The sequence below is a fragment of the Maritalea myrionectae genome (genome assembly GCF_003433515.1).
Lineage (GTDB): Bacteria > Pseudomonadota > Alphaproteobacteria > Rhizobiales > Devosiaceae > Maritalea > Maritalea myrionectae.
Genome location: NZ_CP021330.1, coordinates 584039 through 606314 on the forward strand (window position 1 = coordinate 584039; position 22276 = coordinate 606314).

Sequence of the window (22276 nt, forward strand, 5' to 3'; positions counted from 1 at the left end):
GACATTTAAGGGGCAAATCGCCACTTTCCGCGCCAAATGGCGTGAACGGCGCAAATAGGACATAAGTAAAGCTGGTAATTATGCAATCTTATCTTGAGTTTGAAAAACCTGTCGCTGATCTACAAGCGAAAGTACAAGAGCTGAAATCCCTTGCTCAAAGCGGTGAGGCGGTTGAAATTGAAGATGAGGTGAAGCGGCTGCAGCAGCGTGCGGATGAGGCGTTGGCGGATATTTACGCCAAGCTGACCCCGTGGCAAAAAACACAAATTGCGCGCCATCCTTCGCGGCCCCACTTTGTTGATTATGTCAAGGAATTGATCACCGATTTCACCCCGATGGCAGGTGACCGCAAATTTTCTGAAGATGCGGCGATCCAGGCAGGTTTTGGTCGGTTTGATGGCCAATCCATTGCAGTGGTTGGTATTGAAAAAGGTTCAGATACAGAATCGCGCCTGAAGCACAATTTCGGTTCGGCCCGCCCGGAAGGCTATCGTAAAGCCGTGCGGATCATGGAGTTGGCGGATCGGTTTGATATTCCGGTTTTGTATTTGGTGGATACAGCCGGGGCCTATCCCGGTGTTGGCGCGGAAGAACGCGGCCAAGCCGAAGCGATTGCGCGTTCAACTGAAAAATGCCTCGAACTGGGCGTGCCCAATTTGGCCGTGGTGACGGGTGAAGGCGGCTCCGGCGGGGCCATCGCCATCGCCGCCGCTTCAAAAGTGGCCATGCTTGAGCATTCTATCTACACCGTGGCGTCGCCAGAGGCTTCGGCTTCAATTTTGTGGCGTGATGCGGGCAAGGCGCAGGAAGCTGCAAACTCCATGAAAATCACAGCGCAAGATTTGCTGAAATTTGGTGTGGTGGATCAGATTATTGCGGAGCCTGCAGGCGGTGCCCACCGGCATTCAGCGCAAGTGATCGAGGCGACCGGCAATCTGGTGCGAGACTTTTTGAAAAGCTATGATGGAAAAGACCGCAAAGAAATCCGCGAAGAGCGGCGAGAGAAGTTCCTGAATATTGGTACTAAACTCACTTGATTGTGATTGCGCTTTGCGGCGCAATTGCTTCACGTTAACGTCCTATTATGTGTAAAGATTTACACATAATTAGGGGCAAGGTTGAGCCAACAGCGCGTCGGGGACTATTTGTGGCCAAAGCAACACGCATCACTAAACTCGTATTTCTGTTCACTTCGCTACTGTTTGTGGCAGCGTGTACCACTGGGTTTGAAGACCGTGGTAACATTCCCCTATCGTCTTTCACCACAGCCCAATTGGAGGGCATGGGCTCCTCACCCGGGGCGCCGATGATTATTCGTATCTTTAAGCAAGATAGCGAGCTTGAAGTGTGGAAACAGGTGAAGGCGACTGGCAAATATGAGCTGTTCCGCACCTATGATATTTGCGCCTGGTCTGGTGATTTGGGCCCTAAATTTAAAGAGGGCGACCGGCAATCGCCTGAAGGTTTTTACGAAGTGACGCCGGGGCACATGAACCCGCGCTCAAACTATTTCTTGTCATTCAATCTTGGCTTTCCCAACAAGTTTGACCGCAGCCATGGCCGCACGGGCTCGAACATCATGGTGCATGGCGACTGCACTTCGCGTGGCTGCTATGCCATGACGGATGAACAGGTCGGTGAGATTTATGCTTTGGTGCGCGAGAGCCATAGCGGTGGCAATCGGTCGGTGCAGGTGCAGGTTTATCCCTTCCGCATGACGGGGAAAAACCTGGCGCTCAACGCCAGCAGCCCGCATATGGCGTTTTGGAAAAACATCAAAGAGGGCTACGACATTTTTGAGGTCAGCAAGACCAAGCCCCAGTGGGATGTATGTTCAGGCGATTACAGCTTTAACCGCTCCGGGGCCTGTGGCGCGTCAACTTTGGACCCTGCGATCAAGGCAGCCGTGATGGCGAAGCAAGCCAAGGACGATGTTGCATTTAAAGAGGCGCAGGCGGATATCGAACAAACCAAGTTGGATGAGGCTGAGGCTGAACAGCGGCGGCTCGAAGCAAAACAAGCTGCGGCGGAACGGCAAGCTGCGATCGAGCAGCAAACCTCAAAAGTGACGGGCTGGTTTGGCAGTTTGTTCGGCGGCGGCAGTGATGGCGAGCAAAGCGGCCAAACGGATCCGAACGCGCCAACACCGCCAGCGCGCGACTGATCAGTTTAGTTTCTTGATCCAATAGCCAACGGTCTTGCCGTTGGGCAAAGATGCTTCGGCAATTTTGTCGAAGCCCATCTTTTGGTGAAAAGCCTCTGAACCGAGATTGGGCGGTTCCCGGTTGATTTCACAGCCCACTATTTCTTGTCCATCGGCTTTGGCCGCATCAAACAGGGCTTCATAAAGGCTTTTGGCCAATCCTTGGCCGCGGGCGCGTGCGTCGGTCACGATCCGGTCGATATAGACAAAACTGTCATAATGGTCTTTGAACCAGCCGAAATTGATCCCGTCATGAGCCGACTGCTCATTCATGGCGATCAGGAACGCATCTGCTTCATCTACAACCTCCACGAAATAAGCCACATCCAGCAGCTTTTTCAGGTCTTCGGGCTCTAACCATGATGTTTCCACCTCATGGGCATTATTGAGGTTGCGCACCGCTTCCAACAATTGCGCATCGAATTCAGTTTCGCTCATCATTTCTCCTAAAGCGGCCAAAAGACCAACAAGGCGGGCACGGATATAGCCACAATCAAGATTTCCAATGGTAGACCCATGCGCCAGTAATCTGCAAAGGAATAACCACCCGGGCCCAGCACCAGCATATTGTTTTTATGGCCGATGGGGGTCAAAAACGCGCAAGAGGCGGCAATGGCCACGGCCATCAAAAAGGTGTCCGGGTTAACCCCCATTTGGCTGGCAAGGCCGACGGCAATGGGCGCCGCGACGATGGCGGTGGCGGTGTTGTTGAGCACGTCCGACAGGGTCATTGTCACGATCATGAGCAGGGTGAGGGCCACCCAGGCAGGCAACCCTGCGGTGGCAGCTGCCAAGCCATCAACAATCAATTGGGTGCCGCCCGAGCTTTCTAGCGCGCTGCCTAAGGGGATCATCGAGCCCAGCAGCACCACAACGGGCCATTCGATTGTGTCGTATAATTCGCGGATGGGCACAATGTCGGTATAAACGAACACCACGGCCACCAGGGCGAGGGCGACAGGCAGATAGAGCCAGCCAATGCTGGCGGCAATCAGGGCGGCGGCAAATAGGCCAATAGCCAATCCGGCGCGCTCATATTGGGTCACTTGCAGGCCACGATCTGCCAAAGGCAAACAGCCCATGCGCGGGATCACATCGTCAATGGCCTCAGGCGCGCCGAGCAGCAGCAAAATATCACCAGGCTGCAGTTTGGTTTTGCGCACTTGTTCACGCTGGGTCTGGCCTTGGCGCGAAAGCCCCAAAAGCGACACGCCATAGCGCGACAGTAACCGAATATTCATCGCAGTGCGGCCAATCAAACGGCTGTCATTGCCGACCACAGCTTCGGCCAGCATCAGATCGCCAGACAGAGCGTTTTTAGACGAGGAGGCTTGGCCCTGATATTGCAGGCTCAACGCGCCGACCAGCGCATTGATAGCGGCGGGCGCGGCTTCAATGATCAAGGAATCCCCTTCGCGGATTTCTTCGTTGCGAGCCCGTCCTGCCAATCGTTTTCCGCGACGGGAAAGCCCGAGAATGATGCAATCATTTTCTTCCGCAATGGAATCCAAATCTTTGACCTGTTGGCCGATTGCGGAGGAGCCTTCGGCCACCACCAAATCGGCGACATAGCCTTCGAGCTCCATCAAATCTTGCGGCGAGTTTTTGGCTTTCTTTTGTTCCGGGATCAAGCGCCAGCCAATGGTGGACACAAAAATGATGCCGATGGTGGCAACAATGATGCCGACGGGCGCAAAGTCGAACATGCCGAAGGGCTCACCTAGGGCCGACTCTCGGAAAGAACCAATGATGATGTTGGGCGGCGTGCCGATCAGGGTCATCAGCCCGCCCAAAATGGTGGCGAAGGAAAGCGGCATCAGGGTTTGACCCGGCGTGCGACCTGCCTTTTGCGCGGCTTGAATGTCTACAGGCATCAGCAGCGCCAGCGCGGCCACATTGTTCATGAAGGCGGAAAGAATGCCGCCAATGCCACCCATAATGGTGATGTGCATGCCAATGGAGCGGGAATGATCGATCACCGATCGGGTGATCAGGTCCACAGCGCCTGAATTGGTGAGGCCGCGCGAAACCACCAGCACCAGCGCCACGATGATGGTGGCCGGGTGGCCAAAGCCTTCAAAGGCAATTTCGGTTGGAACGACCCCGGCGATCAGACCCGCAATGAGGGCGGTGAACGCCACCAGATCGTAGCGCCATTTGCCCCACAGCAGTCCCACAAAAACCAGAAAGAACAAGCTAAACAGAATAATTTGATCGAGCGTCATAAAAGGGGGCTCCCAACCTGCCACTTTCCTTTGTCAATTTTGGCGCATGATGGCAAACTGTGGCGCGTGTGGCCAGTCTTTTGACGGGAAAGTTTGCCCCAAATTGGGGGCAGAAATGAAATAAAGAGATGGTTGAAAGTTTAAAGAAAGAAATTGCGGCTTGCACCCTTTGTATGCCGCATTTGGCGCATGGGGTTCGGCCTGTAGTGCAATTGAGTCAAAAGGCAAAAATTGCCATTGCCGGACAAGCGCCGGGGCGCGTGGTGCATGAGACGGGATTGCCGTTTAACGATAAAAGCGGGGATCGATTGCGCGAGTGGCTGGGGGTGACCCGCGACCAGTTTTACGATCCTGATCTGTTTGCAATTGTGCCCATGGGCTTTTGCTATCCGGGCACGGGCAAATCCGGTGATTTGCCGCCGCGGCCTGAATGTCGCGCCACGTGGCATGACCGGATTTTTGAAGAGATGGATCAGCTTGAATTGATTGTGGTGATTGGCGCTTACGCCATCGACTATCATTTGGGCAAGCGGGCCTATAAGACCCTCACAGAAACAGTGAAAAACTGGCAGGACTTTCAACCCCGCCATATGGTGCTGCCGCATCCCAGCCCGCGAAACAATATATGGCTGCGGCGCAACCCATGGTATGAACAAAGCATTGTTCCTGCACTTCAAAGGCGTGTCGATTGTCTGCTCTCTTAAAGCCGCCGCATTTTCGGTCAGTATTGTTTCATTACGCCGCTGGTGGGTTGCGGCTTCCGCCGCAGCTTTTATCACCCTTTTTGTTTAAGACAGGTACGGCGCCCTATTTCGACAATGTGTCGTCAAGTGCTTGGTTTTTGGCGCAACTTGCTGCGGCAAAAAGCTATTTGGAATATGGTAGTGGCGGCACCACTTTTGTAGCGGCGCAGTTGAAGAAGCCGTTTTTCAGCAAAGAGAGTGACCTGAGATTTTGTCGTAGCGTTACACAGTCCATCGCCGCTGCGGGGTTGTCAGCGCCGGAGCAAAATCTGGTGCATGCCGATATTGGGCCGACGGAAAATTGGGGTTATCCAGGCGGGTTTCGGCGACCCAACTCAAAGCGATTGGCACAGTTTGATGCCTATTCTGATTTTCCAGAAATGGAGGTCGCGCCAGATCTGGTGTTGATCGACGGGCGGTTTCGTGTGGCCTGTTTTCTCAAAGCGATCAGAGCGCTGGATGGCGCGCGCGACTATACCATTATCGTCGATGATTATGTGGATCGGCCGCACTATCATTGCATTGAGCAGTTTGTGCCAAAAGCGCAGATGGTGGGGCGAATGGCAGTGTTTAAGCCGACACCGATCACGGACCTAGATGCGCTTGAGCGTCAACTTGATGCTTATCGGTACGACCCAAGATAGACGTGCTTGGCATTCGCAGATATTTGCAATGTGGCGCTTCTTGCCTATCATTGCTCATCTCTTTTGAGGAAACCGCCAATGCCCACGCCAACCCCCTGCCTTTGGTTTGATAACAATGCGGAAGAGGCCGCGCGCTAGCTAGTTCGGCTTTTTCAGCACCAGAAAAATAAAACGCGGTTGGGTGGTGAGCTTTTTGTAAGCGTTAGGAAATTGCGCCTCGGTTTCTGGCAGCGGCATGGGTTCCTTGATCCTATCGATCTGCAACCCAGCGGCTTTGATCTCCTCGAACATTTGGGTGAGTGGGCGCCGCCAATAACGCACATAAAGGGTGCCATCCGGCTTGTCCCAGCTATCTTCAATCAGCGTATGGGCGAAATAGTTTTCGCCCCCGGCCAATTCATGATCCATAAAAGGATGGTGGGTGGAGATCACCACTTCGCCACCGGGCTTTAGCAACCGATGAAACTCACTGAGCGGCGTTTGCCAATGTTCCACGTAGTGCAGGGCCAGCGCACATAGAATGCGGTCAAATTGCGTGTCCTCATAAGGCAGGGGTTCTGCCAGGTTCGCTTTTTTGAGGCTGACCCGATCGCCAAGCGCCTCTTCGGCAAAGGCGAGCATTTTTTCGCTCATGTCAAAGCCATGTACGTTTGCGCCTTTGGCCAACAGGTCGGCACAATGCTTGCCACCACCACAGCCCGCGTCCAGCACCGTTAAGCCCTTCACATCGCCCATCAGCTCTATAGAGTTGGGGCGTTCGTAAAGATCGTTCCACGGGCTTGTCTTTTCGGCGTCGTAAATCTTTGCGAGCTTATCGAAATCTGTGGCGGTCATTTGGTTCCCCTAGAGACAAAAAAGGCGCTTTGGATAAAGCGCCTTTTGAAATCGTTTTTGCCTTGCTTGGCGACTAGTAAGCGCCGTGGCAATGCTTGTATTTTTTGCCTGAACCACAAGGGCATGGATCGTTGCGGCGCACTTTGCCCCAATTCTCCATGTTGAGATCGCTATCTTCACCCACTTCGTTTCTGCCGGTTTGCGGGTTGATATGGCTTTCTTGCATTTGCGGCATTTCGGGCTCTGGTGGCCGCATTTCGATTTGCACATGGCTGATCTGGGTGATCACCAACTCGCGCAAGCGGTCCAACAGGCCTTGGAACAATTCATAGGCTTCTTGCTTATATTCGTTCAGCGGATCGCGCTGAGCAATCGCGCGCCAGCCCACCACTTTGGACAAATGGTCGAGGGTCACAAGGTGTTCGCGCCACAGGCCGTCCAATGATTGTAGCAAGAACTGCTTTTCAATCTGGCGCATGACGTCTGGTGTGTATTGCGCTGCTTTTGCGGCGGCAGCTTCATCGGCAACTTTGGTGAGGCGCTCGGTGACTTCGGCAACGTCGATGCCTTCTTCTTCCGCCCATTTGTCCGTTTGAACCTCAATATTGAGGTATGTTTTGGCCGCTTCGTTCAGGCCTTCAGTGTTCCATTGCTCAGGATAGGCCCGTTCAGGCACAAAGCGCTGGATAATGTCTTCCACCACATCGTGACGCATTTCGGTGATGGTTTCGCTGACATTGTCATCATCCATCAATTCAAGGCGCTGTTCAAAGATCACCTTACGCTGATCATTCATCACATCATCATATTTGAGGATGTTTTTCCGAATGTCGAAGTTGCGCGCTTCCACTTTGGATTGCGACCGCTCTAGCGCACTCGAGACCCATGGGTGAGAAATGGCTTCGCCATCTTCAAGGCCCAATTTGGTCAGCATGGATTCCATGCGCTCGGGCGCAAAGATCCGCATCAAATCATCTTGCAATGACAAGTAGAATTTCGAACGGCCTGGATCGCCCTGACGGCCAGAACGGCCGCGCAACTGGTTGTCGATCCGGCGTGATTCATGGCGCTCGGTGCCCACAACATAAAGCCCGCCAGCGGCGAGGGACTTTTGCTTGTTTTCTTCAATCTCGGCTTTGATCGCTTCGATCTTTTTCTCGCGCTCTTCGCCTTCAAGGCCGTCACATTCAAGATCAACGCGCATTTCCAAATTACCGCCGAGCTGAATGTCGGTACCACGGCCGGCCATGTTGGTGGCGATGGTCACGGCGCCGGGCATACCGGCATTGGCGATGATGTGCGCTTCTTGCTCATGCTGACGTGCGTTCAAAACTTTAACGTCTTTCACGCCTTCTTTTTCCAGCATCTTGGCCAATTGCTCAGATTTTTCAATCGAGGTGGTGCCCACCAAAACAGGCTGGCCCTTGGGCTGGCACGCGGCCACTTCTTTGGCGATGGCTTCGTATTTTTCTTCTTGGGTGCGGTAGACTTCGTCTTCCTCATCAATCCGCGCGGTTGGCCGGTTGGTGGGTACAGTCACCACATTGAGCTTATAGATGTCGGCAAATTCTTCGGCCTCGGTGGAGGCTGTGCCGGTCATGCCGGCCAGCTTGTCGTAAAGCCGGAAATAGTTTTGGAAGGTGATGGAGGCCAGCGTTTGGTTTTCAGGCTGAATTTCAGCGCCTTCTTTGGCTTCCAATGCCTGGTGCAAGCCTTCGGAGAACCGACGGCCCGGCATCATGCGGCCGGTAAACTCGTCCACGATCACCACTTCATTGTTGCGCACAATATAGTCTTTGTCGCGGGTGAAGAGTTTGTGGGCGCGCAACGCAGCATTCAAATGGTGCACCACTGAGACGTTCTCAACGTCATAAAGGCCCTCGCCTTTGATCAGCTCCTCCTTACGCAGCACCTCTTCCAGCTTTTCAATGCCTTGGTCGGTGAAGGTGGCGGAGCGTTGTTTTTCGTCAAGCTCATAATCGCCTTCTTCCACCAAGGGGATCAGGGCGTTGATTTTGACATAGAGGTCTGAGCGGTCTTCGGACGGGCCAGAAATGATCAAGGGCGTCCGCGCCTCATCGATCAAGATGCTGTCCACCTCATCGACGATCGCAAAATTATGGCCGCGTTGCACCATTTGCTCGCGCGAATATTTCATATTGTCGCGCAAATAGTCGAAGCCGAATTCGTTGTTGGTGCCGTATGTTACGTCCGCTTGATAGGCCGCGCGCCGTTGATCTTCAGAAATGCCGTGGATGATGACGCCGGTGGTCAGGCCCAAGAAGCTGTAGACCTGGTTCATCCATTCAGCGTCACGCTTGGCCAAATAATCGTTCACGGTCACAACGTGCACGCCTTTTTCGGCGATGGCATTGAGATATACCGCCAATGTTGCCACCAGGGTTTTACCCTCACCAGTGCGCATTTCAGCGATTGCGTTGTCGTTGAGCACCATGCCGCCAATCAGCTGCACATCATAGTGGCGCTGACCGAGGGCGCGCTTGGCCCCTTCGCGCACAACCGCGAAGGCCGGGACCAAAAGATCCTTTAGCGTCTTGCCGTCTTTATATTCTTGCTTGAATTGTTCCGTTTTCGCGCGCAGTTCATCGTCGCTCAGCGCTGCGATTTCCGGCTCCATCGCGTTGATCGCATCAACCAGTGGCTGATATTTCTTGACCTGACGATCATTTGCGGAACCAAAGATTTTTTTAGCCAGTGCAGCTAATGCCATGACAGATGTCCTTATTGATGCCTCAAAATCGGGTTTTAGGCCCTTAAGGCGACAGGAATGTGTTCGTTTTTTTAATGTGACACGATCAAATGCCACATTTGGCCACTAAAAAAGCAGCGTTGGGAGATGTAGTGCTGGCAAAGTGTCTTGTCAACGCTTCACAAATCACGCAAACCTCACAGCTAATTGTATCTGGCCGCAAAAATGGCCAGCCACACAAAGAAAAGGAACGTCTTATGACCGGAATGCTTTACCAACTGAAAAACTTTACCTCAGCGCTTGTCTTGGGAGGGGTTGTTGCCGTTGGTTCGGTTTTTGCGGTCTCTGGTGCGCTGGCGCAGGACGCCACTCAGCAGCAAGCGCCTCAATTTGATCCGGACAAAGTGGTGGCCAAGGTTGGCGATTCAGCCATTACTGAGCTTGACCTTATTTATGCCATTGAAGATTTGGGCCAGGATATTGCACAGATCCCACCACAACAGCGTCGGCAGTTTGTCATTCAAATGCTGGTGGATATGAAAGTGATGGCGCAAGTGGCGCGGGATGAAGGCATGGCGGAGAGCGAAGTGTTTGAACGCCGCAAAGCCTATCTTGAAGACCGGGCATTGCGCCGGGCCTATTTGGAAGAGGTTGTGGCCAAGTCGATCACCGATGAAGAGGTGAAGGCTGAATATGATGCCATCTTCAAAGATTTTGAAGGCCAGGAAGAGCTGCGCGCGCGTCATATTTTGGTGGAAACTGAAGAAGAAGCGCAAGCATTGGTTGAAGAGATCAATGGCGGCGCTGACTTTGCGGAAACAGCAAAAGAAAAATCCACGGGCCCCAGTGGCGCACAGGGCGGCGACCTTGGTTATTTCAAACAGGGCGACATGGTGCCTGAGTTTTATGAAGCCGCAAATGCGTTGCAAGTTGGCGATGTTTCTGCGCCCGTGCAATCACAGTTTGGCTGGCACGTGATCAAGCTGGAAGACCGCAAGGCTGCTGAGCCGCCTGCATTGGCCCAGGTTGAGCAACAAGTGCGTCAGCGGGTTTTGGCGAAGAAATTCGAAAAAATCGTGGCGGACAATAAAGAAAACATTACCGTCGAAATCGTAGAATAGGACAGCCTTGATGGAGTTGGACATCTCGCCGTTGGCGCCCGCGCAATTTGCTGAACTCAACGACATTGATGGGGTGGATATTTTCACTACATCAATTGCTGGCGGCTATAAGGGCCGTGATAATTTGTTGCTGGCTAAATTTTGCGAAGGCACGAGCGTGGCCGGGGTGTTCACCACCTCCAAATGTGCATCTGCACCCATCGATTGGTGCAAAGCCTATATCGACAATGGTGTTGCCCGGGGCCTGATGGTCAATGCGGGCAACGCCAATGCCTTTGTTGGCAAGGTGGGGGCGCAAACTGTCGAGCAGACAGCGCAAGCCGCCGCTGCCTTTATTGGCTGTACCCCGCAAGAAATCTTTGTGTCGTCAACCGGGGTGATTGGCGAGCCACTTGATCCGCAACCCATGATGGATGCGCTGGCTCAATTGGATGACGCAAAACGCGGTGGATATGAAGCCGCCGCAAACGCCATCCGCACGACAGACACCTATGCCAAGGGCGCCGGGGCGACGTTGGATTTAGATGGGGTAGAGATCAATATCTCAGGCATTGCCAAGGGGTCTGGCATGATCGCGCCGAATATGGCGACGATGCTGGCCTATGTCTTTACAGATGCGCCGATCGCGGCCGATGTTCTGGACGCGCTGCTAAAGCCTGCCAACCGCGCCAGTTTCAATGCCATCACTGTCGATAGCGACACCTCCACATCAGATTGCTGTTTGGTGTTCGCCACGGGCAAAGCTGACATTGACCCGATCACCAAATTGGATGACCCGCGCTGTGCGCTTTTTGCTGAAGCGTTGCGTGCTGTTCTGCATGATTTGGCGTTGCAGATTGTGTGCGACGGGGAAGGGGCGCAAAAGCTGATCATTGTGAAGGTTGAGGGCGCAACATCTGATCAAAGCGCCGATGTGATCGCCCGCTCAATTGCCAATTCACCCCTGGTGAAAACCGCCGTTGCGGGGGAAGACGCCAATTGGGGACGGGTGGTGATGGCCGTGGGCAAAGCTGGTGAGCCAGCGGACCGCGACAAGCTGCAAATTCGATTTGGCGATCTTTTGCTGACCGACCAAGGCCAGCGCTCCCCCCATTATCGGGAAGAAGATGCGGCAGCCTACATGAAAAATGATCAGATCGAGATTGGTGTTGATCTGGGGCTAGGCGATGGCGCCGCCACCATTTACACCTGCGATCTGACGCACGGATATATCACCATCAATGGCGATTACCGCAGCTAAGCGACAAAGGATAGACGAATGAGCACTGACAAACCGCTTTTGGTTGTGGTGGCCTGTGCCTTGATCGATGCAGATCGACGGGTGCTCATTGCCCAGCGCCCAGAAGATAAAAATATGGGCGGGCTTTGGGAGTTTCCTGGCGGTAAGCTGGAAAAGGACGAAAGCCCGGAAGAGGCGCTCATCCGCGAATTGCGCGAGGAGCTGGCTGTTGAAACGCAAGAGGCCTGCCTGGCGCCGTTGACCTTCGCATCCTTTTCTTATGAAAGTTTTCACCTTCTCATGCCACTTTACGTTTGTCGGAAGTGGCAAGGCACCCCGCAAGCGCTTGAACATCAAGCGTTAAAATGGGTGCGCCCGCAAAAGCTGCGTGACTATGATATGCCCCCGGCGGATGAACCATTGATCGCCCATTTGTGCGATCTTTTATAGGGTACAAAGGGGCGGATATGGCTATTCTAACGCGATTTTGGGTCGATGAAAGCGGCGCTACAGCAATTGAATATGCATTGATTGGCACCCTTGCCTCAGTGGCAATTTTGGGCGGCGTTATGGCCCTTTCGGGCAATTTGGGCCTTGTTTTTGACGCGGTTGCCACCGCCTTCACCAATGCGATGCCGAGTTAGTTCTCGCCCGACTTATCGCCCAACACATCTTTTAGGCTTTTCGTGGCGCTTCCCGGGCGCAGCGGTTTTTGCTGACTTTCGTGCGGCGTCCATCCCATCAACCACAGCAGATCAAGGGTTGCGCGGCAGCGGCCATCTTCATCGGTGAACTGATCGGCATAAAATTCAACCACTTTGGCCAAAAGGCCGCGGCTGACAAAGTTTTGTGGCCGTTCGAGCAGCGGGTTTGATGCCCCGAACTGGCGCAGCTCTTCCATCAGCGCGATGGGATGCCCATAGCGCACCACATAATGTTCCAGATCTGTCACGGGGAGGGCAAATCCGCCCCGTTGCAGCAAAGCGCCGCCATCACGAATGTCGATAAAAGGCGCGACGCGGGCATAGGCGCCGCCGGAATGGGCGACATCAGCGTTGAGCCATGCTTGGCGCAATTCGGTGAGGCTGTCGCCGCCAAGCGCGGCCACAACACAAAGCCCATCGGGGCGCAAATAGCGCTGCGCCTGGACGAAAAAGCCTGGCACATCATCCATCATATGCAGATCCGCCAGCGACACGATCAGATCATAATCATTATGAGGCAAATCAAGGCGCGCGGGATCATAAAATGGGACGTCGCCTTTTGCGTCGGACGGCAGGGTGAGGGCATAGTCGAAATTGATTGGCCCTTCTGCTGATTTGATGTTTTGCGCAAAAAAGTCGGGGTGTGGGGCCAGTAATAGCGCTTTTTCAAATTTCCGGGTGATGGTGCTCAATCGATCTTTCAGATCATTGATCATCAGATCGGCGATAAAATTGTCTGGCCCTGAGGCGGTTTGGAAAATGCTGGCCTTTTGCAATCGTTTTGCAATAAGCTCCCGATCAAACAATTTTTTAACCTGATTTTTTTGTGCCATTGAAAGACCTTTCATGTCAGGGCGTTGGACCGGTAAAGGCATCGCAAACGCTACAAATGTGCGGGTAGTACGGACATTCAAAGCATTGTCGCTTGGGGTGTTGGATAGGGTTTTTCCCCCGGTGTGTCTAGCCTGCGATGCGGCAATTTCTGACCATCAGCATCTGTGCGCACCCTGTTGGGCGCAATTGTCGCCGATCACGGCGCCGATTTGCCCCGTGATGGGTTTGCCCTTTGCCATGGATTTGGGGCGCGACGCCAAAAGCGCTGAGGCGTTGGCGCAGCCGCCAGCTTTTGATCGGGCGCGCTATGCGGTGCGGTTTAATGATAAAGCGCGGGAAATTGTTCATCATTTGAAATATCGTGATCGCCACGATATGGCGCGGTTTTGTGCCCGGATGATGGCGCATGCGGCACCCGAATTCTGGGCAGGTGATGGGGTGATTGTGCCGGTGCCCTTGCATTGGCGGCGGCACTTATCGCGCCGCTACAATCAATCCGGGTTGTTGGCCCGCGCATTGGCGCGAGAGACGGGGCTGCCGGTGGATTTTGAACTGGTCCGGCGTATTAGATCGACCCAACAACAGGTGGGGTTGTCGGCCAAGGCGCGAGCGCAAAATGTGCGTGGCGCGTTTGCGGTGAATGAAATGGCGCTGGAGCGGTGTTTGGGGCGGCGGATCATATTGGTGGACGATGTGATGACGACCGGGGCCACAATCACAGCCCTAGCCAAATTGCTTCGTTCGCATTATATCACTCAAGTTGATGTTATTTGCTTTGCGCGGGTTACCTCCCAACCCTGATGGCGCAAACGAAGAGTATGAGAAGTGAAATATGCCGAAGATTGAGCTTTATACAACGCCAACTTGCCCCTATTGCTTGGCCGCAAAGGCGTTGCTGAACAAAAAAGAAGTTGCCTTCACCGAGATTACTGTGGTGGGCCACCCGCAAGAGCGGGAAAAAATGATTGCGCGTGCCAATGGCAAACAAACGGTGCCGCAAATCTTTATCGATGATTTTCATGTGGGCGGATTTGATGAGCTTGCCGCGATGGATCGTGCAGGCAAGCTTGACCCGATGCTTGAAGGGCGTGCCGCCTCCTAAATGAGGTGAAACCAATGAAAATTGCCGCACTGCAAATGCGCAGTTCCATGCAGGCTGATGACAATATTGACGCCATTGCGCAGGCGGCGCAGGCTGCTGCCTCGCAAGGGGTAAGCTATTTGCAAACCCCGGAAATGTCGGTGATGTTTGCCGAGCGGCGCGCGCAGCTTGATGAATGGGCCACGGACGAGAATGTCGAGCGCACCCTGGGCGCATTGGCGGATATTGCGCGCAACAATGCGCTGTTTTTGCATGTGGGGTCCATGGCGGTGCCCGCGGGTGATGGTCGGCTTTACAACCGCGCCTATCTGTTTTCGCCCAATGGTGATTTGTTAGAAACCTACGAAAAAATCCATTTGTTTGATGCGGATGTGGAAGGGGATGATCCCTATCGTGAGAGCGATAATTATCGGCCCGGTGAGCGGGCGGTTGTGTGTCCTGTTGGGGCGCTGAACCTTGGTTTTTCTATTTGCTATGACATGCGGTTTGCCCATCTTTATGCGGCATTGCGCGAGGCGGAAGCCAATGTGATGGCGGTGCCCGCGGCGTTCACGGTGCCAACGGGTGAAGCCCATTGGCACGCCTTGTTGCGGGCGCGGGCGATTGAAACGGGCAGTTTTGTGGTGGCCGCAGCGCAAGGTGGGGCGCATGAAAATGGCCGCAATACCTATGGTCATTCGCTCATTATTGACCCGTGGGGGCGCATTTTGGCCGAAAAAGCGGACGATGAGCCCGGTTTGATTATTGCGCCGCTCGATTTAAGCCTTATAAAGGAGGCCCGAACGCGGTTGCCGACATTTGCCAACCGGCGTGAATTTTCGTTAAGCGTTAACCGACACATGTCATAATCGAGATGTATCGTTAAGTTAAAAGGTGAACTTCGTGATTCAGTATTCGCTCATCTGCGAGAATGATCATAAATTTGAAGCGTGGTTTAAAAATGCCAGCGCCTATGATGTGCAGTCTGAAAAAGGCGTTTTGGAATGCCCTTTGTGTGGCACCCGCACAGTCAATAAAGCGCTGATGGCACCCGCTGTGGGCAAGAAGTCCAATCAAAAAGCTGAAGCCGCACCACAAAAGACCATGGCGTTGTCTGCTGGCCATCCTGAGCAGCAAGAAGTGCGCGAAGCCTTGCGCCGTTTGCGCTCCAAAGTGGAGAGCGAGGCGGAATATGTGGGCGATCGGTTTGCCGAAGAGGCCCGCAAAATGGCTGATGACGCCGAGCAAAAGCGCGGTATCTATGGCGAAGCCACAGCCGAAGAAGTTACCTCATTGATTGAAGATGAGATTGACTTTATGCCGCTGCCTCGCCTGCCCGAAGAGCATAATTAGGCTTTAGTTGCGCGGCAGTTTTGGATGCTGCGCTTTTTTACGGCACCGCGGTATTTTTTACGCGCCGCCACCGGTCGCTTTGCTCCCGTCCCCGGCACCCCCGCCATTTTAAGCGCCGCCGTCGTTCGCTTCGCTCACTACCCCGGCATCCCCGCCAATTGGGGCCCCTCACAAACACAGTGCAGGTGAGGGGAAAGAGTGGACGAGCATAGCGAGGACCCCGAAACCTTCAGGTTTCGCGCCGTCGCAGGCCGATGCTTAGCATCGAATAGCCGTGAGACAAAACTAACCGCACACCCCGCGCCAGGTGATACACCGTTCGACCATTGTCCAGCCTGGTGCCCCCAAACCCATGCCTACTCTGCGTTTTCCTCATTGGCTTGTTCTGTCGCCCATTGTCCGGCTGCCTCAACAGCAATTGGAGAGGCAGAGGGGACAACGCCGAGATAGCTTTCTGTTTCGCTCGGTGGGGTGATCGGGCGCTGGGTCATCCGATAGAGCGCGAACAAGGTGATGAACAAACAGGTGGTGGCGAGCATGATCCAGAACATATGGGAGCCAAACATCTGCATTACGGTACCTGCCGCCAGCGGGCCGAGGATTGCGCCAAGGCCAAATGTGAGGGCTAGGCCGCCCGAGGCCGCAGGCATATCTTCAGTTGGCAGCGCATCGTTTACATAGGCGAGCAGCAACGCATAGAGCGGCATGGTCACCCCGCCTGAGAGGAAGGCGATGGCCAGAAGCGCGGGTTGGTTGTCGCTGATGCTGGCGCCAATCAGGCAGAAAATCGCCCCGAGGCCGGAGGTGGCGAAAATGACATAGCGTCGGTCGACCCGATCGGAGATCCAGCCAATGGGCACCTGCATCAGCAAGGGGCCGGTAAACAGCATGGCCATAAGCAGCGCCACCTGGGGCGGCGAAAGACCAATGCGCGCGCCATAGACCGGGCTCATGCCAGCTTGCGTCGCGTAAATGGTGCCGAGAAAGAAAATGCCAACGGTGCCGAGCGGCGACCCGCGAAACAGCTCGCTTAAAGGCATGGGGCGCGACATTTCAGCTGCGGGTGTGGGCGAGACTGACAAGAGGATGGGCCCGAATGAAATCGACACCAAAATAGAGGCGACGATAAAGAGCGACGCGGTCGCTGCATCGCCGAGGGCAAGCAACCCTTGGGCGCCGATAACGCCAAGCGTTTGGGCAATCATATAGATTGAAAGAATTTGGCCGCGGTTCTGGTTGGTGGCTTCGGCATTGAGCCAGCTTTCCGCGGTCACATAGATGCCCGCCATGCAAAACCCGATCAAGACGCGCAGGACGATCCACGCCCAGGGCTCGACCACCAGCGTTAAAGCGATAAGGCCTGCGGACATAAAGCTGCCCACCGCCGCAAAAGCACGCACATGGCCCACGCGCCGGATCATGATTGGCGCCGACCTTGCGCCCAATAAAAAGCCGCCGAAGTAAGCAGATGTGACCACCGCCAGCGCGCTTGCGGAAAAGCCTTCAATGTCGCCGCGCACACCCACAAGCGTGAACTGCATGCCATTGCCAAGCATGATAAAAAAGATACCGACGAGTAGCGGCAAAATGCCGAGATAAAGCTGTTTCATGTGGTCGCGTCCGCACACTATTTGGTGTGATCAGGCTAGCACGATTTGCGATTTGCCGCATTCGATTTTCGACTGTACAGCGCAATCCTAGATCGACAAAAGACGATTTGGTTTCTCGTTCAATGGGCGCTCTTGCTTTGCTTCTGCAGATGAACTCACATATTGAAAATGGAATACTTTGTAAGCGTTGATTAATACTATCGTGTTCATATATTCCGGCAATTTTTGCTTCACGTTATTTTTTGAATAAATCAATTTTCAAATTTATATTAAATAGAGATTATTTGGAGTGTTTTATGCGATCTATCTTTATTTTGATTGCCCTTTTGGCGTTTGGGCCGCTCTCAATCTGGCTCGACAGTGATTTGGTTTCAGATTTCCGGCTACGCAGCGAAAAACTCGTCTATGCGGACGTGCCGACCAGTCAGCGGAAATGTACGGGAACTCCTGTGCTTCTTTATAGCTGCGGGTTTAAATTTGAAATTGCGGGTGAAACCTATCGGAAGCGCTATGTTCTGGTCGCACTTGGTGCGCCCAAGACAGTACATTTACTTAAGGGTGAGCAGTCCGGCGTAATAACGTCGACCGTGGGACAAGATTACATTTGGAATCGTATTATTGCGGTATTGTTGGCCTGCGCGGTTAGTCTCACGACGGCTATTAGGTTGTTCCGCGTATTTGCGCGACCCAAAGCCAACCTCCGTTTTGCACCGGAGACCCCATCTGATCGATCTCATTCAACCGCAACAGGGCAACGTGCACAACATCGCACCGGCAATGCAGGTTTTGGGCCTCGCTCTAACGGTACCTTTGGGCGACGTTGATGGTGAGGGTTGAGGCCGAATTTGGGTTCATCGATTTATGTTGATACAGGTCAAAGAGCGGTGCTGGCGAAGCTGCTATTGCTAAGGTGAGGCAATGTCAGAGGACGTTCGTCATTTCATCTTGGACGGCTTTGCTGTTGTCTCTTTGTCGCACCGCCTTTTCTTAAGTCTGAGTCAATCAGGGCCTTGCGCAAATTTTTGAGAGTTTATTTCAATATCGCAAAACCAGGATTGAGAAGGGACAAAGACGATGCAAGCACACGATATTATGACACCTAAGGTGATTACGGTGGAGCCGACCACGACAGTGGAAGAGGTGTCCCATTTGATGATCGAGCACCATGTCAGTGCCCTGCCGGTTGTTGATGCTGAAGGGACGGTGCTGGGCATCGTCAGTGAAGGGGATTTGCTGCGGCGTGTTGAGGGCGCGAGTGACCACAAAAAGTCTTGGTGGTTGCGGTTCTTCGCCAATACGGATGACTCGGTGAAAGAGTTTGTGGCGTTGCGCGGTCGCTATGCGAAGGACGTGATGACGAAAAACGTCATTTGCGTGGATCCGGAAATGCAGGTGGGTGAAGTGGCACGTATCCTTGCCAAAAACCACATCAAGCGCGTGCCGGTGGTGCAAGACAACAAGTTGCAGGGCATCGTCAGTCGCGCCAACCTGATGCACGCCTTGGCGGCGGTGCCTGCCCGATCCCTTAAAACGGTCTCAACCGATGTGGAAAAGCGCGACATCATACTGGAAGCCTTGTCTGCCGTGCCCAATTTAAACGTCAGCCATCTCAATGTGATTATTGATGGCGATGAAGTGGAAATTTGGGGCGTTGCCGCTTCCAATGAGGAAGAAAATGCCATGAAAATCGCCTTAGAAGGCATCGATGGCGTGAGCAAGGTCAACTTTAATTTGGGCCGCTTGCCCGGCTATGCCTGGGCGATTTAGAGCTTGGGCAGCACGTCTCGATCCCGGCCTTGAGCCGGGATCAATGGCGGTTTCGAATTCCGGCCAGTACCAAAGCGCACAATTAGGCGGCCGCCGTTACATAGGCATTATTGGTCGCGACCTGTTCGATTTTGAAGGTGTCGACGATGTTGTCGAGATTGTGCGCCTGACTTTCACACTGCTCAATTGCCGCATTTGTTTCTTCAACAAGGGCGGCATTCTGTTGGGCCATTTCATCAATTTGCCGCACGGCAAGGCCAACTTCAGAGAGTATTGAGGCTTGTTCCGTCATGGCAACAGAGATCTCTTCAACCAAGGCGCTGCTGTAGGAGATTTTCTCCACAATCTGCCCGACCTGGCCGCTGGCGTCGGCCACCAGCTTGGTGCCCTGCACCACTTCCTGAGTTGATTTTTCAATCAGCTCTTTGATTTCGCGTGAGGATTCTGCCGCAGATTGGGCAAGGCGGCGGACTTCCACCGCAACGACGGCAAAGCCTTTGCCCGCTTCTCCGGCGCGTGCCGCCTCTACCGACGCATTCAAGGCAAGCAAATTGGTTTGAAACGCGATGTTGTCGATAACCGTTATGATGTTTGAGATTTCCGTCGCTGATGCCGCAATGCCTTCCATGGCGCGATTGGCATTGCCCATAACTTCACCTACCGCAGTGGCGTCGCGCGAGACCTGCGTGGTTGCATTGGCGGCTTCGGATGCCTTTTTTTGCGTGTCGCTCACACCAGCTGAAATGCCTTCGACAGAGGCCGATGTCTCTTCAACAGCTGCGGCCTCTTTTGCTGTGCGATCACTCAGATCATTTGCGCCGGCTAAAATTTCAGTGGTTGCTGCGCGCAACGACATGGAGGTTTCTCTTAGGCGCTGCACAATCGACTTGAACCGGTCCATAGTTTTATTGATGGCTTGGCGAACCTCGTCCAACTCCCCTTCGAAGGGTATGTCGATTTTTTGGGACAAATTGCCTTCACTCATGCGCTCTAGCGCGTGGCCGAGTGCAACGACCGCCTTTTTCCGTCCTGTGACATCGGTGGCGTATTTCACCACTTTAAAAGGGCGCCCGTCTGCATCCAGGATTGGGTTATAGGATGCTTGAATCCAGATGGAGTCTCCGTCTTTTCTCACCCGCTCATATTCTGCCGAGTCAAATTCGCCCCGTGCCAGGCGCGCCCAAAACTCTTTGTAATCGCTGCTGGCCGCTTCTTCCGGTTTCACAAAAATACGATGATGCTGACCGACCACTTCATCGAGCTGATAGCCAAGAGCATCAAGAAAATTCTGATTTGCGTGCAGTATGGTGCCGTCCAGGTCAAATTCGATAACGGCTTGCGAGCGTCCAATCGCGGTGATTTGGCCGTTCGTATCTGCGGCATGCAGTTTTTGCTCGGTAATGTCGGTGGCGAATTTGACCACCTTTATCGGTTTGCCGTTGGCATCGAAAATCGGGTTGTAGGAGGCTTGGATCCACACTTCGTCGCCATTTTTGTCAATGCGTTTGTACTGATCAGCAAAGAACTCACCCTTCGCCAATCGGGCCCAGAATTTTGCATAATGCTCACTGGCCGCATATTCGGGTTCAACAAAGATGCGATGGTGTTGGCCGACGATTTCGTCCGACTCATATTTCAGCGTTGCGAGAAAGTTTGAGTTTGCTGATAGAATAGTGCCCTCAAGATCAAATTCGATCATTGCCTGCGATCTCGAAATGGCGTCAATAATTGACCGCGCTTCATTTGTGTCGACGGACTTTGCCTGTCCAAAAAGATGCCCAAACATCACAACCTCTTCTTTAATTTGATGACAATTTTAGGTTGATATTGTTAACAAGTCTTGTTTCAGCCGCTGAAAAACTTGTTAAATTTTAACCATTTTGGATATTTTGCCGCGCATTTGAGATGGCGCTGCGTGCCGGCGGGGAATTGCAAGCCTCTTCGGTAAAACCGGGACTTTTGGGCACGGGATGATGGGCATAGTGCCGCTGCGCTGTGTCAAAGTATTGAGATAGGGCGACCGCACACCCCCCGTCCTTACCGGGCATGACCCGGTAATCCATGTAGCAGCCGGGGTTTTCCCGGGGCTGGGTGGGTTTGCACAATGCGCTACAAGATAAACGGCGCACAATATGACCAGCAAGGGTGAGCGTGCTGTTGCGTGCTCTGTCTGGACCCTCGGGTCAAGCCCGAGGGTGACGGCGGGGGAGGCGATGAAGGGCTCCCAATAGATGGGCCCAGCCCGGCCCTGAGCCGCGACCAATTGCTAGGTCGGTGTTTTGCTCGATAATCGCCATAAACCCACCCGTCATTGCAAGATCAAGTCCGGTAATGACGAGGAGGCTATTGGTGCCCACTGTGGAAATTCCACGTCGCAGCAATGCACCTTGGGCGCCTCAATGCTTTGTGCGTTTCTTCTCGGTCAACAAATTTGCGGCGTTTTTTGCAATGCGGCATCTGATGTTATAAGCACAGCGTTTTTCGTTAATCGCGTCCAGCTTTCATGATTGCGCCAGCAAGAGCAACAGGCTCGGTGAAGCAAAGTTCGTGGCTGCCGGGAATTTGCACTAAACGGAAGAGACCCAGCTTTTCGGACAATCTGGGGTGCCAGCCGAGGCTCTGCGGTAGCGCTGTATCTTCGGTGCAATTGATGTAAGACTTGCCAATTTCCATCTCGGCAGGATTCACGTTCAGGGAAATCGCATCCGTGAACGTGGCGTAAGGATGTGGGTTCAGTACGTCATAGGCCGACTGGGCCATTTCCGCAGATCCGTCGTTGATAAATGCTTCGCGCCAGACAGGAAAGGGCAACATCACGCTGTTGTCGGGGCTTGCCGCGCTGACAGCATCGAACATCGCCACATAGTGGGGCGGCACCATGTCATTCAGGCATTCGCCACTATTGGGCACGAAGGCGTTCCAATAGATCAGACGACGCAACCTTTCGGGGCAACGATCCGCGACACCAGTGATGATCATGCCGCCATAGCTGTGCCCAAGCAAGATCACATCGGTCAGATCATTCTCTGAAAGGTAGTCCGCAATAGAGGTGATGGCAGCACCCAATCCGATTCTGCGATCATCAGCGGGATTGTTGCCCGCGACTGTTGGGCAATGCACCACGTGCCCCGCATCGCGGATTGGTTGCGCTACAGCTTCAAATTCCTGGCCAGTGTGCCAAGCCCCATGAACAAGTACGAACGTAGACATGTATAGTTCCTCTCTCTA

Annotated in this window: 22 protein-coding genes; 14 read left to right on the forward strand and 8 right to left on the reverse strand. The window is 53.6% G+C overall.

Features of this window, described 5'->3' with window-relative positions; translation table 11 throughout:
• Positions 1–80 precede the first annotated feature (80 nt).
• Positions 81–1037, forward strand: coding sequence for an acetyl-CoA carboxylase carboxyltransferase subunit alpha (locus MXMO3_RS02915; protein WP_117394885.1), 957 nt, complete (start codon positions 81–83; stop codon positions 1035–1037).
• Positions 1038–1147: 110 nt separating this feature from the next.
• Positions 1148–2164 carry a L,D-transpeptidase family protein gene (locus tag MXMO3_RS02920; RefSeq protein ID WP_117394886.1) on the forward strand — a complete coding sequence of 339 codons (1017 nt, stop codon included), beginning with the start codon at positions 1148–1150 and terminating at the stop codon, positions 2162–2164.
• Here the strand turns inward: MXMO3_RS02920 and MXMO3_RS02925 are convergent, their stop codons facing one another.
• Positions 2165–2641, reverse strand: a complete 477-nt coding sequence (locus MXMO3_RS02925; RefSeq protein WP_162889108.1) for a GNAT family N-acetyltransferase — start codon at positions 2639–2641, stop codon at positions 2165–2167.
• A gap of 8 nt (positions 2642–2649) precedes the next feature.
• On the reverse strand, positions 2650–4428 hold the full coding sequence (locus MXMO3_RS02930; protein ID WP_027836070.1) for an SLC13 family permease: 1779 nt from the start codon (positions 4426–4428) through the stop codon (positions 2650–2652).
• A gap of 128 nt (positions 4429–4556) precedes the next feature.
• On the opposite strand from MXMO3_RS02930, the gene MXMO3_RS02935 reads away from it, so the two are divergent.
• Positions 4557–5132: a uracil-DNA glycosylase family protein gene (locus MXMO3_RS02935; protein ID WP_117394888.1), complete on the forward strand. Its 576-nt coding sequence runs from the start codon at positions 4557–4559 to the stop codon at positions 5130–5132.
• On the forward strand, positions 5117–5815 hold the full coding sequence (locus MXMO3_RS02940) for a hypothetical protein (protein WP_117394889.1): 699 nt from the start codon (positions 5117–5119) through the stop codon (positions 5813–5815). Before MXMO3_RS02935 ends, MXMO3_RS02940 begins: the two co-directional genes overlap by 16 nt.
• Before the next feature lie 138 nt (positions 5816–5953).
• Here the strand turns inward: MXMO3_RS02940 and MXMO3_RS02945 are convergent, their stop codons facing one another.
• Both MXMO3_RS02945 and secA read right to left on the reverse strand, forming a co-directional pair.
• Positions 5954–6649, reverse strand: a complete 696-nt coding sequence (locus MXMO3_RS02945; RefSeq protein WP_117394890.1) for a class I SAM-dependent methyltransferase — start codon at positions 6647–6649, stop codon at positions 5954–5956.
• A 73-nt stretch (positions 6650–6722) separates the two neighbouring features.
• On the reverse strand, positions 6723–9380 hold the full coding sequence (gene secA / locus MXMO3_RS02950) for a preprotein translocase subunit SecA (protein ID WP_117394891.1): 2658 nt from the start codon (positions 9378–9380) through the stop codon (positions 6723–6725).
• 236 nt (positions 9381–9616) lie between these two features.
• Here secA and MXMO3_RS02955 point away from each other — a divergent pair, with 236 nt between their 5' ends.
• From MXMO3_RS02955 to MXMO3_RS02970, 4 genes are read left to right on the forward strand one after another with little or no spacing between them, the layout of a single operon-like run.
• Positions 9617–10480 carry a peptidylprolyl isomerase gene (locus MXMO3_RS02955; protein ID WP_162889109.1) on the forward strand — a complete coding sequence of 288 codons (864 nt, stop codon included), beginning with the start codon at positions 9617–9619 and terminating at the stop codon, positions 10478–10480.
• A gap of 10 nt (positions 10481–10490) precedes the next feature.
• Positions 10491–11720, forward strand: a complete 1230-nt coding sequence (gene argJ, locus MXMO3_RS02960) for a bifunctional glutamate N-acetyltransferase/amino-acid acetyltransferase ArgJ (RefSeq protein WP_117394892.1) — start codon at positions 10491–10493, stop codon at positions 11718–11720.
• Positions 11721–11738: 18 nt separating this feature from the next.
• A complete protein-coding gene (locus tag MXMO3_RS02965) occupies positions 11739–12149 on the forward strand; it encodes a (deoxy)nucleoside triphosphate pyrophosphohydrolase (RefSeq protein ID WP_027836076.1) in 411 nt (136 codons plus the stop codon).
• 17 nt (positions 12150–12166) lie between these two features.
• Positions 12167–12343 carry a Flp family type IVb pilin gene (locus MXMO3_RS02970; RefSeq protein ID WP_117394893.1) on the forward strand — a complete coding sequence of 59 codons (177 nt, stop codon included), beginning with the start codon at positions 12167–12169 and terminating at the stop codon, positions 12341–12343.
• On the opposite strand, the gene MXMO3_RS02975 is transcribed toward MXMO3_RS02970, so the two are convergent.
• Complete coding sequence (locus MXMO3_RS02975; protein ID WP_162889110.1) at positions 12340–13236, reverse strand: methyltransferase domain-containing protein; 897 nt, start codon at positions 13234–13236, stop codon at positions 12340–12342. The two genes, MXMO3_RS02970 and MXMO3_RS02975, sit on opposite strands and share 4 nt — an antisense overlap.
• A gap of 13 nt (positions 13237–13249) precedes the next feature.
• Between MXMO3_RS02975 and MXMO3_RS02980 the strand changes: the two genes are divergently transcribed.
• Genes MXMO3_RS02980 through MXMO3_RS02995 form a run of 4 tightly spaced genes read left to right on the forward strand, consistent with a single transcriptional unit; the run spans position 13250 to position 15671 of the window.
• Positions 13250–14038 carry a ComF family protein gene (locus MXMO3_RS02980; protein ID WP_245985791.1) on the forward strand — a complete coding sequence of 263 codons (789 nt, stop codon included), beginning with the start codon at positions 13250–13252 and terminating at the stop codon, positions 14036–14038.
• Positions 14039–14069: 31 nt separating this feature from the next.
• Complete coding sequence (gene grxC, locus MXMO3_RS02985) at positions 14070–14339, forward strand: glutaredoxin 3 (protein ID WP_027836078.1); 270 nt, start codon at positions 14070–14072, stop codon at positions 14337–14339.
• A gap of 14 nt (positions 14340–14353) precedes the next feature.
• Positions 14354–15187 carry a carbon-nitrogen hydrolase family protein gene (locus tag MXMO3_RS02990; protein ID WP_117394895.1) on the forward strand — a complete coding sequence of 278 codons (834 nt, stop codon included), beginning with the start codon at positions 14354–14356 and terminating at the stop codon, positions 15185–15187.
• Positions 15188–15221: 34 nt separating this feature from the next.
• Positions 15222–15671, forward strand: coding sequence for a DUF1178 family protein (locus MXMO3_RS02995; RefSeq protein WP_027836080.1), 450 nt, complete (start codon positions 15222–15224; stop codon positions 15669–15671).
• 356 nt (positions 15672–16027) lie between these two features.
• Here the strand turns inward: MXMO3_RS02995 and MXMO3_RS03000 are convergent, their stop codons facing one another.
• Entirely contained in the window at positions 16028–17281 is a 1254-nt protein-coding gene (locus MXMO3_RS03000) for an MFS transporter (protein ID WP_117394896.1), read from the reverse strand.
• Positions 17282–17577: 296 nt separating this feature from the next.
• Here MXMO3_RS03000 and MXMO3_RS03005 point away from each other — a divergent pair, with 296 nt between their 5' ends.
• Positions 17578–18105 (forward strand): hypothetical protein, encoded by a 528-nt coding sequence (locus MXMO3_RS03005; RefSeq protein ID WP_117394897.1) that lies wholly within the window; start codon positions 17578–17580, stop codon positions 18103–18105.
• Between the two features lie 250 nt (positions 18106–18355).
• A complete protein-coding gene (locus MXMO3_RS03010) occupies positions 18356–19048 on the forward strand; it encodes a CBS domain-containing protein (protein WP_117394898.1) in 693 nt (230 codons plus the stop codon).
• Positions 19049–19130: 82 nt separating this feature from the next.
• Here MXMO3_RS03010 and MXMO3_RS03015 read toward each other — a convergent pair whose 3' ends face one another.
• Positions 19131–20834, reverse strand: a complete 1704-nt coding sequence (locus MXMO3_RS03015; RefSeq protein WP_117394899.1) for a methyl-accepting chemotaxis protein — start codon at positions 20832–20834, stop codon at positions 19131–19133.
• 698 nt (positions 20835–21532) lie between these two features.
• Positions 21533–22258 carry an alpha/beta hydrolase gene (locus tag MXMO3_RS03020; protein WP_117394900.1) on the reverse strand — a complete coding sequence of 242 codons (726 nt, stop codon included), beginning with the start codon at positions 22256–22258 and terminating at the stop codon, positions 21533–21535.
• Positions 22259–22276 lie beyond the last annotated feature (18 nt).